The sequence below is a fragment of the Alteromonas infernus genome, assembly GCF_902705815.1.
In genome coordinates this window covers 51,831-70,843 of the sequence record NZ_CACSIG010000023.1, presented here as the reverse complement: position 1 = coordinate 70,843, position 19,013 = coordinate 51,831, and the positions used below count along the sequence as shown (strand labels likewise).

14 protein-coding genes and 1 pseudogene are annotated in these 19,013 nt (G+C 45.2%); all 15 read left to right on the top strand.

Annotated features, from left to right (window positions below):
• Positions 1-360 precede the first annotated feature (360 nt).
• The gene (locus tag ACX5J7_RS06610; protein ID WP_015066639.1) at positions 361-1,317 is read left to right on the top strand and encodes an AAA family ATPase; all 957 of its coding nucleotides are present in this window, start codon (positions 361-363) and stop codon (positions 1,315-1,317) included.
• Positions 1,318-1,320: 3 nt separating this feature from the next.
• Positions 1,321-2,295 (top strand): DUF58 domain-containing protein, encoded by a 975-nt coding sequence (locus tag ACX5J7_RS06605; RefSeq protein WP_012517842.1) that lies wholly within the window; start codon positions 1,321-1,323, stop codon positions 2,293-2,295.
• Positions 2,295-2,963 (top strand): DUF4381 domain-containing protein, encoded by a 669-nt coding sequence (locus tag ACX5J7_RS06600; protein WP_015066638.1) that lies wholly within the window; start codon positions 2,295-2,297, stop codon positions 2,961-2,963. Before ACX5J7_RS06605 ends, ACX5J7_RS06600 begins: the two co-directional genes overlap by 1 nt.
• Positions 2,956-4,005 (top strand): vWA domain-containing protein, encoded by a 1,050-nt coding sequence (locus tag ACX5J7_RS06595; protein ID WP_015066637.1) that lies wholly within the window; start codon positions 2,956-2,958, stop codon positions 4,003-4,005. Before ACX5J7_RS06600 ends, ACX5J7_RS06595 begins: the two co-directional genes overlap by 8 nt.
• Entirely contained in the window at positions 4,005-6,008 is a 2,004-nt protein-coding gene (locus ACX5J7_RS06590; RefSeq protein WP_015066636.1) for a vWA domain-containing protein, read from the top strand. The genes ACX5J7_RS06595 and ACX5J7_RS06590 overlap by 1 nt, the downstream gene beginning before the upstream one ends.
• Positions 6,009-7,817, top strand: a complete 1,809-nt coding sequence (locus ACX5J7_RS06585) for a BatD family protein (RefSeq protein WP_015066635.1) — start codon at positions 6,009-6,011, stop codon at positions 7,815-7,817.
• 213 nt (positions 7,818-8,030) lie between these two features.
• Positions 8,031-9,876: pseudogene (locus ACX5J7_RS06580) on the top strand (DUF885 domain-containing protein); the annotation flags it as partial.
• Positions 9,877-9,995: 119 nt separating this feature from the next.
• Positions 9,996-10,553 (top strand): sigma-70 family RNA polymerase sigma factor, encoded by a 558-nt coding sequence (locus tag ACX5J7_RS06575; protein ID WP_012517836.1) that lies wholly within the window; start codon positions 9,996-9,998, stop codon positions 10,551-10,553.
• Positions 10,546-11,250: a DUF3379 family protein gene (locus tag ACX5J7_RS06570; protein ID WP_015066633.1), complete on the top strand. Its 705-nt coding sequence runs from the start codon at positions 10,546-10,548 to the stop codon at positions 11,248-11,250. Before ACX5J7_RS06575 ends, ACX5J7_RS06570 begins: the two co-directional genes overlap by 8 nt.
• A 353-nt stretch (positions 11,251-11,603) precedes the next feature.
• A complete protein-coding gene (locus ACX5J7_RS06565; RefSeq protein WP_498706520.1) occupies positions 11,604-13,415 on the top strand; it encodes a GGDEF domain-containing protein in 1,812 nt (603 codons plus the stop codon).
• A gap of 115 nt (positions 13,416-13,530) precedes the next feature.
• On the top strand, positions 13,531-15,036 hold the full coding sequence (putP, locus tag ACX5J7_RS06560; RefSeq protein WP_071951077.1) for a sodium/proline symporter PutP: 1,506 nt from the start codon (positions 13,531-13,533) through the stop codon (positions 15,034-15,036).
• 254 nt (positions 15,037-15,290) lie between these two features.
• A complete protein-coding gene (gene cysD, locus ACX5J7_RS06555) occupies positions 15,291-16,205 on the top strand; it encodes a sulfate adenylyltransferase subunit CysD (RefSeq protein WP_012517832.1) in 915 nt (304 codons plus the stop codon).
• Positions 16,205-16,801 carry an adenylyl-sulfate kinase gene (gene cysC, locus ACX5J7_RS06550; RefSeq protein WP_024015968.1) on the top strand — a complete coding sequence of 199 codons (597 nt, stop codon included), beginning with the start codon at positions 16,205-16,207 and terminating at the stop codon, positions 16,799-16,801. Before cysD ends, cysC begins: the two co-directional genes overlap by 1 nt.
• Positions 16,801-17,592 carry a 3'(2'),5'-bisphosphate nucleotidase CysQ gene (gene cysQ, locus ACX5J7_RS06545; RefSeq protein ID WP_012517830.1) on the top strand — a complete coding sequence of 264 codons (792 nt, stop codon included), beginning with the start codon at positions 16,801-16,803 and terminating at the stop codon, positions 17,590-17,592. Before cysC ends, cysQ begins: the two co-directional genes overlap by 1 nt.
• A gap of 1 nt (position 17,593) precedes the next feature.
• Positions 17,594-19,009, top strand: a complete 1,416-nt coding sequence (gene cysN, locus ACX5J7_RS06540; RefSeq protein ID WP_012517829.1) for a sulfate adenylyltransferase subunit CysN — start codon at positions 17,594-17,596, stop codon at positions 19,007-19,009.
• Positions 19,010-19,013 lie beyond the last annotated feature (4 nt).

Below are 19,013 nucleotides of genomic sequence, written 5' to 3'. Positions count from 1 at the left end.
GTGGTCTGACCTGTAATAAACCCGATTTTTACAAACTATGAACAAAATAGCAAATAATGCGGGGAGAAGGACAATATAAATAGAACTAACGTTGTTACCGCCATCAATAGACAGTAGTAAACAACAATGGTTTTGCCATAAGCACCACCAAATATCGTATTTTTATTACCATTTGACGACTTGAAGAAAGATACAATGAACCTTATATGGAAATGAAAGTCTGTTTTGTGTCATTGTGGCGCGTACTTAGATTTGTATAATTTATTTATAGCGTAAGCGATCACTTTTTTAGTGGTTCGTTTATGCCTCGGTCGAAATGACACTTCCCTATAACGAGAACTCAAACGGAAATTTTGCATTATGGCAGCAGCGCAATTTCAACAGTTACATGCTTATCTAGACCAGCAAATTATTGGTCAACATGCGTTAACTAAAAGCCTTCTTATCGCTCTTTTAGCTGATGGTCACCTGCTTGTAGAGGGGCCTCCCGGACTTGCAAAAACTCGCGCAATTAATGCATTGGCAAACGGTATCGACGGTGACTTCCATCGCGTTCAGTTTACGCCAGACCTTCTTCCGGCCGACCTGACCGGCACCGACATCTATCGCCCTGAAACGGGTGAGTTTGTCTTTCAAAAAGGCCCATTATTTCATAACTTAGTCTTGGCCGATGAGATAAACCGGGCACCGGCAAAAGTTCAGTCAGCGTTACTCGAAGCGATGGCTGAGCGTCAAATTACCGTGGGCAGTAAAACCTATCCGTTGCCACCGCTCTTTTTAGTTATGGCTACGCAAAACCCATTAGAGCAAGAAGGGACTTACCCTCTTCCTGAAGCGCAGTTAGACCGCTTTTTAATGCACGTTGATATTGACTACCCTGGCGCCGAGACGGAGTTAGAAATTTTGCGCTTAACACGCGGAGAAGCGCTGTCAGAACCGCCTGTCACGCCACCTACCCTTACTCAAGAAGACATATTTACCTCGCGTAAAGAGGCGCTATCTCTTTATATGGCGCCTGAGTTAGAGCAATATTTGGTGCAGCTAATAATGGCAACCCGTAAGCCTGCTAACTTTGGTGCGGACTTAGGCCAATGGATTGCTATGGGTACTAGTCCTCGCGCAACCATTAGCCTAGACAGGTGTGCTCGCGCACATGCATGGCTGAGCGGCAGAGACTTTGTTGGCCCAGACGACATTCAAGCCGTTGTTCATAACGTTCTGCGCCATCGAATTATCTTGTCTTACCAAGCCGAGGCGGAAGGTATTACGATAAACGATGTGCTTGATAAGATTGTAGCTACTGTCGCAGTTCCATAAACCATGGATAATGTACACGCGCAGCTATACAAGCTGCAAAGTAATGGTGTTTCTCTGTCTACCGCAGAGCTTCTTCGCTATCAGCAGTTAGCCAAGCTATTTAACTTAGCGCCAAAGCGTGCGCCCCAAGCTAGGCTCGCAGGAAGCTATCTCACGAAGCACAAAGGGCGCGGTATGGAGTTTGACGAGGCGCGACACTACCAGCCTGGTGACGATATTCGCGCTATCGATTGGCGAGTAACCGCTCGCACGGGAAAAACCCATACTAAGGTTTACCGTGAAGAGCGTGAACGCCCGGTCTTTCTGTTCTGTGACTATTTACCGTCAATGGCGTTTGGCACCCAACTGCTGACAAAAGCGGTTCAAGCCGCTCACGTATCGTCGCTTATTAGCTGGTCTGCCGCTGCCCGCGGAGACAAAGTAGGCGCTCTTGTATTTAATCAACAGCAACATAAAGAAATAAAACCCCTTACCCGCAAAAAAGCCGTGTTGCATGTTTGCCATGAGCTGATGGCATTACACGAGCAAAGCGCGCAAAGCAAACCTGATAAAGCGAAGGACGAAAAAGCGTTTGCCGATGCATGTGCTCGCGCAAGGCGTTTAGCTAGACCTGGCAGCCTGGTATATTTGGTGTCAGATTTTCAGCATTTAAGTGCACAAGCTATTCAGCATTTAAGCCATTTAACACGCCATTGCGAAGTAAGGGCAATAGTTGTCAACGACCCTATTGAGCATGCACTTCCGCAAACATCGTCGCTTCAAACAGTGAGCGTTTCAGATGGGCAAAACCAGCAGCGATGGGTGTTAGGCGATACACACGAACAACGCCAATACAAGAAATGGCGAGATGAACACAATCGTTCTATTTACGACATGCTAAGGAAAAACAATATTTCTCGCTTTAGTGTTTCAGCAGGTATTCCTCTTGATGACCAGCTTCAAAGTATGCAACAAGAACAAAGACTGGAGTTAAGTTGATGCAGAGCAACAATTCTACTCCAACGCTAGCACAAGCTATGCAGCCAACTAATCAACAGCCGCTATCAATGCCCGGGCAGCAACAAGACCCCCTCGCTCAGCTGCGAGATATACACGTACCCAGTGAGGTAAACCTTTGGCCGTTGGACTGGGGCTGGTGGGTATTAATTGCGTTTAGTGTTCTAGCACTTATTGGTATTTATAAAGTTGCGTCGGCGCATATTCGCCACAACAAGGCGCGTAAACAAGCGTTAGCTCTGTTAGATACGGTTTCAGTACAGCAAGACAACTGGCCTGTCACGCTTAACTCAGTGCTAAAACGCACAGCAATGAGCTATTACCCTAAGCAGCAGGTGGCGGGTTTATACGGTAAACAGTGGCAAACGTTTCTTACCTCGGCCATTAGAAAGGGTAATAAGACGCTTGAAGATAACTTAGCGTTACTTGTCAGCAGTGTATATCAAGCGAAACCTAACGCAGGCGATTTTGAAGCCTGTAAAAGTGCGGTGAGAGAATGGCTTAAAAAAGCGCGTTTTCCCAAAACGTTAGCTAATCATTATGGTGAGTTCAAACACACTAAAGACAGTGATGATTCACTTGCCTCGAACAATGTATTACGCAATAAAGCATTAAGCGAAGATAACAACAAGGAGCCACAGCATGCTTAATCTCGCTTGGTGGTGGGTGTTCTTTGCTCTTCCCCTCCCTATTATTGTTCGCTTACTGTCGAAGAAAACGCACGAATCGCCCATGGCGGCGCTGCGCGTACCAAGTTTACGCCCTGGTGAAGTATCAGAGCAGACGCAATTAAAACAAACCAAAACCCCCTTAATTATTAGCAGCCTTATCTGGTTGCTACTTATTAGCGCGGCAGCTCGACCTCAATGGCTAGGAGAGCCTGTTAGTATTCCTAACGAAGGCCGAGAAATGATGCTCGCCGTTGACCTTTCAGGCAGTATGAAAATTGACGATATGCAATTAAACGGTAGGCAAGTTAACCGCCTAACCATGACTAAGTCAGTGGTTTACGATTTTATCCAGCGCCGCGTTGGCGACCGTCTTGGACTTATTTTGTTTGCTGATACTGCATATGTGCAAGCGCCTTTAACTTACGACAGGGACACCGTATCGACCTTGCTTAGCGAAGCGGTAATAGGTCTTGTGGGTGAACAAACGGCGATAGGCGACGCCATAGGTTTGGCGGTAAAACGTTTCGATGAGCGAGACGAGTCTAACAACGTGCTTATATTGCTTACTGATGGGCAAAACACAGCGGGTAATATTACCCCCGAACAAGCCAAAGAACTCGCTATCAATAAGGGTGTTAAAGTTTACACCATTGGTGTGGGCGCCGATAAAATGCTTATTCAAAGCTTTTTTGGTAGCCGTGAGATTAACCCTTCACAAGAACTTGACGAAGGCATGCTTACAGACATTGCTACCTCTACAGGAGGCCAGTACTTTAGAGCACGTAACGCACAAGAGCTAGAGGCCATTTATCAACAGCTCGATGCCCTAGAACCCATTGAAGGCGAAACCCGCAAGATGCGTCCGCTAAGCGCGCTTTTTTACTACCCACTGGCAGCAGCAATAATGTTGTCTGCGCTTTGGGCATTATTTATCCTCGCTAACTCGGTGTACCGCTGGGCAAGACAAAGGCGCACTGCCGTTTCTATGTCCCATGCCAATGCAGTTAAGGAGACGAAATAGTGGAACTCGACTTCTTAAACCAATTTCACTTTCTACGTCCAGAGTGGTTTGCAGCAATCATCCCCCTGCTGCTGCTTGTCATCTTAATAAGAAAGGCAACGGCTAAACAGTCTGGCTGGCAATCAGTAATCCCTTCACACCTTTATCAATATATGGTGATTGGAAAAACAGAGGTGGGGGCAAAACCACCTATAATGCTGTTGGCTATTGCGTGGTTTGTGAGTGTGATTGCATTGGCTGGCCCAACGTGGGAGCGCTTACCTCAGCCGGTATACCAGCTAAAGATGGGGCATGTGCTTGTGATAGACATGTCGCTTTCTATGCGAGCAACGGATATGACGCCCGACCGACTGACCCGCGCTAAATATAAAGCGATAGACTTAGTCAATGCCATAGGTGAAGGCGAAATGGGCCTTGTTGCTTATGCTGGTGATGCCTTTGTTATTAGCCCCCTCACCGAAGACGCGGCGAATATTACCACTTTAATACCCAGCCTTTCTCCTGAGATTATGCCTGTACCTGGCAGCGACCCGCTTTTAGGTATCGAAAGCGCCGCAGCGCTTTTAACCAACGCGGGCTATAACTCGGGTATGATTTACTGGATAACTGATGGTATAGAGTTAGCGCAGCAAAATGAACTGCAAGAATATGTCGCGTCTATTCCCTTTACGCTAAATGCACTTACCGTTGGCACAGCCGAAGGGGCGCCAATACGCCAGCAAAGTGGTGAATTACTAAAAGATCACACAGGTAGTATCGTAATTCCTAAACTTAACGACAACGCAGTTAAAGGTGTCGTCAAAACCAGCGGCGGTCGGTTTGAATCATTTACTTCAAACGATGCCGATATTGAAGCACTTGCCGCTATTTCATTGTTAGATAAAGGCAACAGTGAAGAAGACGAAGAGGATAGCAATATTCAAGGTGACCAGTGGAAGGAAGTAGGCCCTTATCTGGTAGTACTATTGTTGCCTTTGGCCGCTTTCGCATTTAAAAGGGGCTTGGTTTTCTTACTTTTAGTTGGATTACTTAGCCCTCCTGTTATGCTAAAGGCCCATGCATTACAAGGCTCAGACGTAGCAAGCGAACGGCAATCAGGCATAGAAAATTCAGCGCAGCCTAAGTCACTCTCGTGGTGGCAAAAGCCATTTATGAATGACAATCAAGAAGCGTTAAATAGCTATCAGCGAGGCAAATATAAAGACGCGGTTAGCCAGTTTGACGATAAATTGTGGAAGGCATCATCGCTTTATAAGTCGGGGGAGTATGAGCGCGCACTAGCGGCTTTTGAAAATATTCCAGGCCCTGAAAGTTTGTACAATCAGGGTAATGCGCTTGCCAAGCTTGGGAAACTTGAAAAGGCGATTGAAAAGTATGAGCTAGCGCTACAGGAAGCCCCTGATTTTGAAGATGCGAAAGCGAATAAGAAAATAATTGAAGACTTATTGGAGCAGCAAGCGCAGCAAGAAAAGCAAAATCAGCAGCAAAATCAGCAGCAAGGTTCAGATCAAAATCAAAACCAAGACACCCAGCAGAATAATGGTGAAGATGATCAGCAGCAGTCAGGCGAGCCCAATAACCAAGATGGTGAGCAAAACGACAATAGCGACCAGCAGTCTGGCCAAAACCAACAACAAAACTCAACGGAACAAAACGGGGAGCAGCAAAACTCTGACAATGCAGAGAGGAGCGAGGACAGTGAGCCGTCTGAGCCTGAACAACAGGAGCCGTCCAGCCAGCAAGATAATGCGGACCAAGGTGAAAACGCGCAGCAAAATAGTGCACAAGCGCTAAATGAAGAGGAATCGTCAGCACAGGAGGCCGAAGCAATGCAAAGTCAAGCGGGCGAGCTATCCGATGCTGAAAAAGAAGAACTACAACGAATGGAAAGTTTAATGCGTCGCGTGCCAGATGACCCCGCATTCTTATTAAAACGAAAAATGCAATTAGAAGCACAAAAGCGTCAGCGTCAACGTATGCCTTCAAACCGGAGTGATTGGTAGATGAGAGCTTTATTACAATCTACATATTTTGTTTTTATATTCGCGGTAATGCTAAATGGGGCCGCTTTTGCTGATGTGAATTCAGTGGAAGCAACCATTGATAGAAACCCAGTCATGGTGGATGAAGCCATCCGACTCACCATTACCGCCGATGGCAGTGCAGACAGAGAGGCTTTTGACAGCTCTCCCCTACTCAAAGATTTTGTTGTAGGTCGAACGTCGGTCAGCAGCCAAACCTCTATCGTCAACTTTGATACCAAACGAACAACGGTGTGGACAACCACCTTGTTTCCCCGCAAAGAAGGTTCGTTCACCATTCCTTCGCTATCTATCGAAGGTAAAACCACCAAGCCGATACAAGTTAAGGTTATTCCCGTTCAAGAACAAAGCAATGTAGCGCGAGACTACTTTGTCACCACAGATATCGACTTAAAAGAAGCCTATTTAAATCAACAGTTGCTCTATACAGTTAAACTGTATCTTTCAAGCAATATTGAGCGCGGCAGCTTACAAGCGCCAGATATGCAAAATGCTGAAATTACTCAGCTAGGCGAAGATAAGCAATACACTGACATTGTTAATGGCCGCCGCTATCAAATTATTGAACGTCAATTTGCCGTTGTACCTCAAGCATCAGGTGAGTTCACATTAAGAGGCCCTATATTTACCGGCGAAGTCATGGCCGCAAATACCAACCAGCGCTTCGGTTTCTTTAATAGAACCCAGCAGGTTAATCGGGTTGGCCCTGATATTACCGTTAATATCAAACCTATACCTCAGGGCATTGATTATCCTTGGCTTCCCTCCGAGATGGTGAGGGTTGATGAAGAATGGCCTCAAGGCGATAGTTTCGTTGCAGGCGAACCGGTTACCCGCATCGTTACCTTAACCGCGCTAGGTGTGGTGGAAGAGCAGCTGCCTGATATTCCTGAATTTTACCCACCTAATTTTAAGCTTTATCCTGACCAAGATAACACAACAACAGTGGAAAAAGATCAGAGCCTAATTTCTCAGCGTCAAACATCTCTGGCAATAATTCCCACTGAACCGGGCAACTTTGTTTTGCCTGAAATTACTATCCCTTGGTTCAATACGTTAACCCAAAAAACTGAATATGCCACTATTCCTGCTCGCTCCATCACTGTAGCGGCGGCATCAGGCAAAGATGGCAACAACGGTAGCGCACCAGGGCCGCTTGCAAACTCTGAAAGTGCTGACGATACCCCAATGCTAGTTAACACACCTGTTAGCCAGGAACGCAGCGACGATGTAGGCGAAGAAAATCGTGATAATGCAAGGGAAACGCGTACCGAAGAGGACACCACATTCCTCTTGCTAACGTTAGCCATAGTGAGCGCTTTACTGATTGTCACAGCATTGGGGTGGTTTTTAGCATTCAGAAAGCTTAAGCGTATTACCCATGGTGGACATATTTCAAGCCATGGTAAATACAACGGCAGGGGGGGTAGCGTATTAGGCCATACTGACGAAAAAGCACAGTTTCAACGTGTTATGTCTTTGATAAAAGCCAATGACACAAGGGCGCTTACTCCTGCGCTTCAACAGTGGTTGAAAACACTCACCGGTGACAACGCCCAACTTTCACAGTTTGCCAGCATTAACAGCCTAATGAGCGAGCTTTACGCTGCCCGTTTTGCCAAAAATAACGCCGACAAAAATGCGCAATCAAAGCAAATAAAGCCCGTATTTGAAAAGTTATCTACCGAAATCAAACGCCTTAGAAGCGAGTGGCAGAAAAAGCACACGGGCGACAGCAACAGGTTATCTGACTTATATCCTGCTTCGTAAAACGCATTTCGATTGCCAATAATAATCTTATAAGGTGAGATTGGCGTCACTACCACCATGCTCCTTTTAACGGTAAAGCCTAACCACTTAAGCTTTACCGTTAAAAGGAGCATGGCTTAAACAACATTTTGTGTTTAAAACAGCAACACGGCTCAAAAACTTTCCATCGTTTTTGACTAAGCAAAACAATTAAATAAACGCGACGGGGCTTAAATGAAAAAAACACTGTTAAAGCTAACGCCAATAGCGCTAGCCATTACCACTTTAACGGCTTGCTCACCAGCAAGCGAAACCGCTAAAACCGCACCAGAACCTATAAAAACTGAAAAACCTGCTGGGCAGTCTGAGTCTGAGCGGCTAAACGCATTCTTTGAACGTACTTTTGAAGAAAACCTCAAGCGCTCCCCTCTTTTTCAAAGCTATCTTGGCAAAAAACTGGGACTACGATAAATGGGACGACATCAGCGAAGAAGAAGCCGATGCCCGCCTAGCTATTGCCAAAAATCGGCTTGAGAAGCTAGAGAGTTTCGATACAAGTAAACTTAATGAACAGGAAAAGCTAAGCCTGAGATTATACAAATTAGGCATCGAACGAGACTTAGCAAACGACGAATTTAGGCATCACCGCTATATCGTGCATCAGTTTCGCGCAGCTCACACACAAGTTCCCAGCTTTCTTATCAATATTCACAGCGTAAACAGCAAAGAAGACGCGCAAGCGTACATTGGTAGATTAGACAATGTACGCACGTACTTTGACCAAGTCATCGACCAGATGAAAATTCGCGAAGAAGCCGGCGTTTTCCCTCCTGCCTGGGCATACGATCAAATGATTGATGCATCGAGAAACGTCATTACGGGGGCGCCGTTTGATTCAAGTGAAACGCCTTCTACTATTTGGGAAGACTTCCAGAATAAGGTTGAAAGCCTTGAGATCCCTGATGCGGAAAAAACAACGCTTTTAGGGGAAGCGAAAGCGGCACTTGTTACGTCAGTCATGCCTGCCTATGAAAAATTTATCGAAGAACTCGCCCACCAGCGTGAAGTAACGCCTGAAGGCGACGGTGTATGGCGTTTACCTGATGGTGATAAATGGTATCAAAATCGCCTTAATTGGTTTACCACGACCGATCTAACCGCTGAAGAAGTTCACCAAATCGGTTTGGAAAACGTTGAACGTATTCATAACGCCATGCGTGAGATTATGGATAAGGTAAACTTTGAAGGAACACTTCAAGAGTTTTTCGTGTTTATGCGCGAAGATGACCAGTTCTATCTCCCTTCAACAGATGAAGGAAGACAGCAATATTTGGATATGGCAAAAGCCGCCATTGACGAAATGAGAGAAGCCATTCCAGAGTATTTTGGCATTCTTCCAGAAGCGCCTATGGTTGTTAAGCGCGTAGAAGCGTTTCGTGAACAGTCGGCCGGTAAGGCGTTTTACCAAAGTCCTGCGCAAGACGGCAGCCGCCCGGGTATCTACTATGCCAATTTGTTCGATATGAAAGCAATGCCTACCTATCAACTTGAAGCACTCGCATATCACGAAGGTATTCCCGGGCATCACATGCAGCGCGCTATCGCACAAGAGCTTGAAGGTGTTCCTCAGTTTCAGAAGTTTCTTAGTTTCACGGCGTATACCGAAGGCTGGGGGCTATATACCGAAGAACTGGCAAAAGACATGGGATTTTATGAAGACCCCTACTCTGATTTCGGCCGGTTAGCGATGGAGTTGTGGCGTGCTTGCCGTTTGGTGGTAGATACAGGCATACACGCAAAGAAATGGTCGAGAGAGGAAGCGGTAGATTACCTTGTTAAGAATACCCCAAATCCTGAATACGACGCGCAAAAAGCCGTTGAGCGCTACATTGCCATGCCAGGACAAGCGACCGCTTATATGATTGGCAAGCTAAAAATTATGGAGCTAAGAGAGCGTGCTCAAAGTGAACTTGGCGATAAGTTTGATTGGAAAGGCTTCCATGATGAGATTTTGAAATACGGTCCAGTGCCGCTTTCCATTCTTGAAGAAAACATCAATACCTGGATAGCCATGCAAAAAAAAATAAGTAGCGCTATTCACTACTTTTTAACTTTACCTAAAAAAACGCGTCTTTCGTTTAGCGAAATGACGCGTTTTTTATGCCATAGTGAAAAAGATTTTAGTTTTCGGCTTTTTTTATGCGCACGCGAAATAAAACCGGTAATGGTCAGGTCTTATCGGGTATGAAAGCAAAACACCAAAGATATGAAGCGCTTGTAAAAGCCTTTCACGCAGACATTTACCGCTATGCGTTCTGGTTAATCAAAGACCAAAGCATTGCCGAGGATGTTGTGCAGGAAACTTTCTTACGCGCTTGGCGCTCGCTTGATGCCCTTAATGATGAAAAGGCGGCAAAGTCTTGGCTAATTACTATTCTTCGCCGAGAAAACGCTCGCCGGTTTGAGCGCAAGCAATTCGATACCGTTGATATCGACGATGTGCATATTCAAGACGACACCCAACATGCTGATGGCGATCTTAAAAATAGGGAGTTACAGCGCTTGTTAGGAGGCTTGAGTGTGGAATATCGCGAACCGTTAATCCTACAGCTAATCTTTGGGTTTAGCGGTGAAGAAATTGCTAATCAACTTGGGCTTAACAAGAATACGGTTATGACTCGGCTATTTAGAGCGAGGAATCAACTCAAAGAGGCGTTAGAGAAACAAAATGAACAGAGAGGTCGTATAAATGGATGAATTAGAATTTAGGCGTCGAATCTACGCCGATCCAGAAACGACTGACAGTGATGTTGTAGAAGCGGCCAAAGCGGATGAGAGCAAGCGTAGTTTCTGGAATGAACAAAAACAGTTAGACAAACAGTTTAAACAGGCGCTAAAAGTTGAGGTGCCTGATGATTTAGCCAGTAAATTAATTTGGCAGCAGTCAGCTGATGAGTTCACCCGATATAAACGCAGAAGCCGCTGGTATGTGGCGATGGCAGCATCTGTGGCATTCACAATAGGCATTGGCTTAACAATGTGGTATCACCAGCCACTTAGTATTGGCGGTCAAGCGCTTGCTCATATGCAATATGCGGAAATGGAACATGCTCACTCACTGCTTCCGGTAGATTTAAATATGGTCAATGCAAAACTCGCGAGTTTTGGAGGCAGTTTAAGTGAAATGTTAGACGGCATAGAGGTTGCTAATTATTGCCACTTGAGTACGGTGAGAAGCCTGCACCTTATTGTTAATACCCCGCAGGGAAAAATGTCGGTTTTTGTGGTTCCACAAAGAGGTGATATCAGCGTGCCTAGTGAATTTGAGGACAGCCAATATCACGGGGAAAGCATCAAGATGCGACGCGCTAATGTAATGGTAGTGGGTGATAAAGGCGCCGACCTAAGTGAAATGAAAAAAGCGGTTTCAGAAAGAATTCAGTTCTCTGCCTAACTTTTGACAAGGCTGGTAATTCGTTCCAAAAAAGTGCTTATCTTATGCACTTCCCTTCTTCGGCCCACTCGGGCCGATTTTTTTACCCAAAATTAAGATGAAACGTTAAACGATAAACTTTATACTTTCGGACTAACGTTAAAACGCTCGTTTTAATTCAAATAAACATTCCGCTTATCCGCAGTACAGAGGTAGCAATCACAATGGGCGCTTGGTGTCGTTTTGCAAAGGTGAAGTTTTGTCTACTTCTCACCATTTTTTTTAGCCATTCTCTTCATGCACAGTTAGACAACAACTCTGAAAAGTTGAGGCTTAAAAAGCTAAATACTTATAGTCATATGACTGCGCTTGCTATGTACAACTGGAATCTGCAATCTGATATCGACAACGACCAAATAGTGACCGAAATTGAAAAATCACAAATACAACATGATGATAGTAGTGAAGGTATAATTTTCAGACATTTATTGGCGACAGCAACGGCTAACGAAACCGAAAACCCTCGAATACCCATTTACGTAAAATTCCCTTTGCTTGAAAGCCACTGGAGAGAGCTGAAATCGCTAAATCCAGATTTGTACGCCGCAGCTAGGGCTTATTACATTTATGCCAGAGCAGTTAACGACTTTGACGGTTCCTCTCTGCGAATCAATGTAACAGTGCCTGCGCTCAGACGTTTGAAACATGAAGTTCTAGAGACTGGCAGCAAAACAGCTACCGCGATAGTTAGCGTATGGCTGTCAATGGAGCTTACCTTAGCTAACCCCATTCAGGCAATCAATGAATTAGAGTATGCACTCCCCCATTTGCCTGCGCGAGCTTCTACACGAACTCTAGAAAATGCTTTAAGTAGTGCTACCGCTCACGAATGGCTTCGCATCGCTTTTACAGAGCTATCGGTACCAAGTAGAGCCTACTTTCACTCAATGACGATTATTAAGCAAAGCAGTCTAAATGATGGGTCCGTTACGTGGGCATATTTTACTTCGATTGACTCTCTTCTTCTCCAAACTAAATATGAGGACGCGCTGCTCACTTCCAATAGGGCCCTTGAGTTTGTAAAAAATAGAAATTCAGAACTTGAGATGTTTTTAATTCTCTATCAAAAACTGCGAGTGCTCTTAATGGGATTTCAGCAGACTCGTGATAGTGAAATACGCTCTGTTATAAACAAGATGGATACAATAGATACCGTTCAGATTAAGACTCAAGCAGAAGAGCTTTTTTACCTTTATCAATCTTATAAAGCTATTGCTGAAAATGATGAAAAGCTGCTCTCGAAGGCGATTGAACAATATAAAAAAGCGATGCTGGAGACCTTACCATCTACCGAGTTTAGAGCCGAACACCTGCTAAGAAAAGAACTTGAACTTACCCGAATTTATGACGCTGCTGGCAATTATGAAAAAGCCTATGAGCATTCCAAAGCCTACAATCAGCTTTTAGTTAAGAAAAATACCGAGCAGTTTAAGCTTTCATCTCCTTCGCTCACCGATGGTATAGCAAGAGATATTGTGTTGGCACGCTATCGCCAGCAAGAGCTTGCTGCACTTCGCGATGAAAAAATCGGGCTGTCTACCGATAAAGAAGCCATGAAAACAACCATTTTCGCATTGATAACGACCATTTTAATTATTCTGGCACTATGGTTGTGGATTGCTAAACGCCAAAGCGACACGCTTGCTGAGCGAGACTCACTAACCGGCGCATTAACACGCAGAGCGATGCTTAAAAGCCTTAAAAAAGCATTAAAAAGTGACAGCACATCCTGTGTTGCGCTGTTAGACGTAGATAACTTCAAAAAAATTAACGACAAACATGGGCATTTAGTAGGAGATGAAGTGTTAACAACGCTTACTCGAACTATCCAAAAACGAATTCGTAAATCAGACAAGCTTTGCCGATACGGTGGCGAAGAGTTTTTAATTTACTTCTCAGACACGGATCAACAGTCAGCCAAGCGCATACTTGATGAACTTAATGCTAGCTTATCTCGTCAAAAGCTGTGGAGCGGAACAGACCAAAAATTTTCAGTCAGCTTTTCTTCTGGCCTTCTAGATGTGAACGGAGAAACAAACTTAGACACAATTATCAAAGCCTGTGACGACCTCTTGTATAAAGCAAAACGCGAAGGCCGTGCTCGCGTTGCCGCTTTCTCATTTTAAATTAGCCCAAACTTTTTCAACACGTAACCGTATAGAAAACATGCAAGGTCACTGACAGACGTAGAGACTCTACGTCATAGGTGTTAGCATGAGAGAAAAAACATAGGGAATTTATATGGCTACTGGCACGATAATCTCGTTGGGTTTGTATTTTGTGGTAATGTTGGGGATAGGGCTTTTCGCCTATCGGCAAACAGATACCAACGTTGAGGGCTACATGCTTGGCGGCCGCCAACTTGGTCCAGCGGTAACCGCACTATCAGCAGGTGCATCAGACATGAGCGGTTGGATGCTTATGGGCTTACCCGGCGCAATGTATGTTTCCGGACTCTCGGCTGGCTGGATTGCAGTGGGGTTGACCTTAGGCGCTCTTGCTAACTACATGTTAGTGGCACCACGTCTTCGCGTTTACACCGAAGTTGCCAATAACTCGATTACCCTGCCCGATTATTTCGAAAATCGCTTTGCCGATAATTCTCGCATGCTACGCGTTATAGCGTCAGTGGTTATCGTTATTTTCTTTACCCTTTATACCTCTTCGGGCGTAGTCGCAGGCGGCAAGTTATTTGAAACGTCATTTGGCCTATCGTACGAAGCTGGACTCTATGTAACCGCAGGCGTTGTAGTGGCCTATACCCTGGTGGGCGGCTTTATGGCAGTGAGCATGACTGACTTTGTTCAGGGCTGCATTATGTTCGTGTCGCTTATTATGGTCCCTGCTGTTGTTATCAGTGAATTAGGCGGCCTAGGTGCCTCAATCGACGCGCTAGATAACATCAACCCCGCGTTGTTTGACGCCTTTATGGATGCATCTTCTAATGAAGCGCTCACTGTTATTGGGATAATTTCTCTTATGTCTTGGGGGCTAGGCTATTTCGGTCAGCCGCATATCATTGTGCGCTTTATGGCTATCCGCTCGGTTAAAGACATCCCTACAGCCCGCAATATCGGCATGAGCTGGATGATCGTATCTATCATCGGCGCGTTAATGACCGGTTTATTTGGGTTAGCTTATGTTACCGGTAACGGCAATGACATTGACCCAGAAACCGTCTTTATTTATCTCTCACAAATTTTATTCCACCCGCTAGTGGGTGGGTTCTTACTTGCCGCCATTTTGGCCGCGATAATGAGCACTATTTCTTCTCAGCTATTGGTAACATCTAGTTCATTAACCAGTGACTTCTATCAAGCTTTCTTGCGCCGCGATGCATCGGACGGCGAGCTAGTTATAGCGGGTCGTGTGAGCGTTGTGGTAGTCGCACTAGTTGCTATCTACCTTGCCTATGATAGAGACAGCACTATCCTAACCCTGGTGAGTAATGCGTGGGCAGGCTTTGGTGCCGCTTTTGGTCCTTTGGTATTATTTAGCTTATTTAAGCGGGAAATGACTCGTCGCGCCGCACTAGGTGGAATGATAGTAGGTGCAGTTACCGTATTACTTTGGATTTACCTTCCTATTGAAATTGGCGGCCAGCCCTTAGGCGACTGGATGTATGAAATCGTACCGGGCTTTATACTATCTAGCTTAACAATTTTAATTTTAAGTAAATCAGGTACCCCACGAGAGGGTGTTGTAGATACCTTTGATGCGTTTCAAGCTAAACTTGACGAGAGATAACGCACCTTGAACTTTTAAAAAAACAGCATTTAAAAGCCCTGTTTAGGTAACTAAGCAGGGCTTTTTTCTTTTTCCCAGGCCTTTAAATAACGGCTTATGCTTCATTTGCATGACACTTTTATTTAAAGGAATAAGATAGCTATTTTAAATAGCAAAATCGCATACTACTTTTTAATTTAAATATGTTATCGTTCTATGCAGAAAAATAACCCGCATATAACTTTTTTATATATAACATAAATTCGGACTTCAAAATGACTGCTAGTATCCCGTCTGTAACGCATTTGAAACAACTCGAAGCCGAGAGTATCCAAATTTTCCGTGAAGTGGCTGCTGAGTTTGAAAACCCAGTAATGCTTTACTCTGTAGGAAAAGACTCTTCTGTATTGCTTCACCTTGCTCGTAAAGCCTTTGCGCCAGGTAAAATTCCTTTCCCACTCCTTCACGTTGACACCACGTGGAAGTTCGGTGAAATGATCAAATTCCGTGATGAGCAAGCAGAGAAGCATGGCTTTGATTTGCTTGTTCACATTAATGAAGAAGGTGTTGAAGCTGGCGTTGGCCCATTTAGCCACGGCTCAGCAAAACACACGGATATCATGAAAACCCAAGCCCTTAAGCAAGCATTGAACAAATATAAGTTTGACGCTGCGTTTGGTGGTGCCCGTCGTGATGAAGAAAAATCACGTGCAAAAGAGCGTGTTTACTCATTCCGCGACAGCAATCACCGTTGGGACCCGAAAAACCAGCGTCCAGAGCTTTGGAATATCTACAACTCGCAGGTTAACAAAGGCGAAAGTATCCGCGTATTCCCAATGTCCAACTGGACAGAGCTAGATATCTGGCAGTATATCTACCTGGAAAATATCGATATTCCACAACTTTACCTTTCTAAGCCCCGCCCAGTTGTTGAGCGTGACGGCATTCTTATTATGGTTGATGACGACCGTATGCCTTTAGAAGAAGGTGAAGTACCAGAAATGCGCTCTGTGCGATTCCGTACCCTTGGCTGTTACCCACTAACCGGTGCCGTTGAATCAGAAGCAGCAACCCTTCCTGAAGTTATTCAAGAAATGCTGCTTACCAAGACCTCGGAGCGTCAAGGCCGCGTTATAGACCATGACAGTGCGGGCTCTATGGAGAAGAAGAAAATGGAAGGGTACTTCTAATGGCCACAGACAACGTCGTTTGGCACAAACACGAAGTCAACAAGACCACCCGCTCTGAGAAGTTAGGTCAAACACCTCGCGTGTTTTGGCTTACCGGGTTAAGTGGTTCTGGTAAATCTACTTTAGCTAACTTGCTTGAGAAAAAACTTCACGAGCAAAATAAACACACGTACCTGTTAGATGGCGACAACGTACGTCACGGGTTATGTGGCGATTTAGGTTTTAGCGACAAAGATCGGGTTGAGAACATTCGCCGCATCAGCGAGGTCGCCAAGCTTTTTGTTGACGCTGGAACACTGGTACTGACTGCGTTTATCTCTCCGTTTAAAGCTGACCGCGATTATTGCCGCAGCTTAATGGAAGAAGGCGAGTTTGTAGAAGTGTTTGTTGATACCCCGCTTGAAGTGTGCGAAAAGCGCGACCCGAAAGGCTTGTACAAAAAAGCACGTAGCGGCGAAATCAAGGACTTCACTGGTATTGATTCAGCGTACGAAGCGCCTGAAGCACCAGAAGTACACCTAAGATATCAGGATGAACCGGCAGAGCAAACCGCTGAGCGTTTGTATGCTTTGCTTCAAGAAAAGGGATTGGTGTAATGACACAGCCTATTAATTCTCTTGCACAGAAAGTGCTGACTATCGCTAAAGAAGCGGGCGATAAGATAATGGCGATTTACGAGAAAGATTTTGCCATTTACGAAAAGCAGGATACCAGCCCATTAACTGAAGCTGACCTTGCCGCGCACAACGTTATTGTAAATGCCCTTGAAGCGGAGTCTGATCTGCCAATCCTTTCTGAGGAATCAGCAGATATTTCGTGGGATGAGCGCAAGACGTGGTCGTCATACTGGCTGGTTGACCCGCTAGACGGCACCAAAGAATTTATTAAGAAAAACGGTGAGTTTACGGTAAACATTGCACTTATCGAAAACGGTAAACCGACTATGGGCGTGGTTTATGCGCCAGCACTCAACAAAAGCTACGTAGGCATTGTGGGTGACGGTGCATGGACTGAAGTAGATGGTGAATTCACCGCTATTTCTGCACGCAAGCACGACGGTGCAGAAGTGTGGAAAGTGGTAGGCAGCCGTTCTCACCAAAGCCCTGAAATTCAAAATTTATTGGCACAGCTTGATGGTGATACTGAGCTAGTGGCGATGGGCAGCTCGCTAAAGCTTTGCTTAGTGGCCGAGGGCGATGCACACCTTTACCCTCGTTTAGGCCCAACGTCTGAATGGGATACGGGTGCTGCACATGCAGTCGCATTAGCGGCAGGTGCGAACGTAACCGTACTTGACCCTGAAAACCCATTAGATGACAACGCTGACGCTCTTACCTATAACCAAAAAGAGTCTGTGTTAAACCCCTTTTTCCTTGTGAGCGCATAACATGAACAATGAAAACGAATTATTGAGACAGGACATTCTGTCTTACCTCGAGCAACACGAAAAGAAAGACATGCTACGTTTCCTTACTTGCGGTAGCGTAGATGACGGTAAGAGCACCTTAATTGGTCGCTTACTTCACGATTCAAAAATGATTTATGAAGACCAGCTTGCTGCAATCACTAAAGACAGCAAAAAAGTTGGGACTACGGGCGAAAAAGTAGACCTTGCATTACTTGTAGACGGTCTTCAATCTGAACGTGAACAAGGTATTACGATTGACGTAGCATACCGCTACTTCTCTACCGACAAGCGTAAGTTCATCATCGCTGACACGCCAGGGCACGAGCAGTACACCCGCAACATGGTAACGGGTGCGTCTACTTGCGACCTCGCCATCATTCTTGTTGATGCTCGTGGCGGCGTTAAAGTACAAACTAAACGTCACTCGTTCTTAGTTTCTCTTCTCGGTATTAAGCACGTTATTGTTGCTATCAACAAAATGGACTTAATGGATTATTCAGAAGAGGTCTACAAACAAATTCAAGAAGACTACCTGAAGTTTGCTGAGCAGCTTGATATTCCGGACATTCAGTTTGTGCCTATTTCAGCATTGGAAGGCGACAACGTGGTAGGTAAAAGCGAAAAGACCCCTTGGTTTGACGGCACGCCACTAATGGAAATGCTAGAAAACATTGAAATTGGTGAAGACGATAACCTTGAAGATTTCCGCTTCCCAGTTCAATACGTTAACCGTCCAAATCTCGATTTTCGTGGTTTTGCGGGCACAGTAGTATCAGGCCAGGTAGCGCCAGGTGATGAAGTGACTGCCCTACCTTCTGGTAAGAAGTCTAAAGTTAAACAGGTAGTAACGTTTGAAGGCGACCAAGAGCGTGCTTATGTGCCTCAAGCGGTTACGCTAACGCTTGAAGATGAAATAGACATCTCTCGTGGCGATATGATTGTAAAATCAGACAACTTGCCGCTGCTTAACACGCAGTTTAAAACTCACCTTGTGTGGATGTCTGAAGAGCCGCTAATGCCAAACAAGCAATACTTGTTTAAGTTTGCGACCAAATCTACGCCTGGCGTTGTGGCGCATATCGATAACCAAATTGATGTGAATACCCTTGAAGAAGCCGATGCAATGCACCTAAACCTTAACGAAATTGGTGTAGTTGACGTTAAGTTTACACAGCCTGTAGCGTGCGACCCGTACAAGCGCAACCGCCCTACTGGTTCATTTATCGTTATCGACCGCTTAACCAATGGTACAGTGGGTGCGGGTATGATCATCGACGAAATTGCCGGTGACGCACAGCATACATCGCCTAACTTCTCTGAGTTTGAGCTTGAATTCAATGCGCTAGTACGCAAGCACTTCCCGCATTGGAACTCTGTGGACATCAGTAAACTATAAGCAG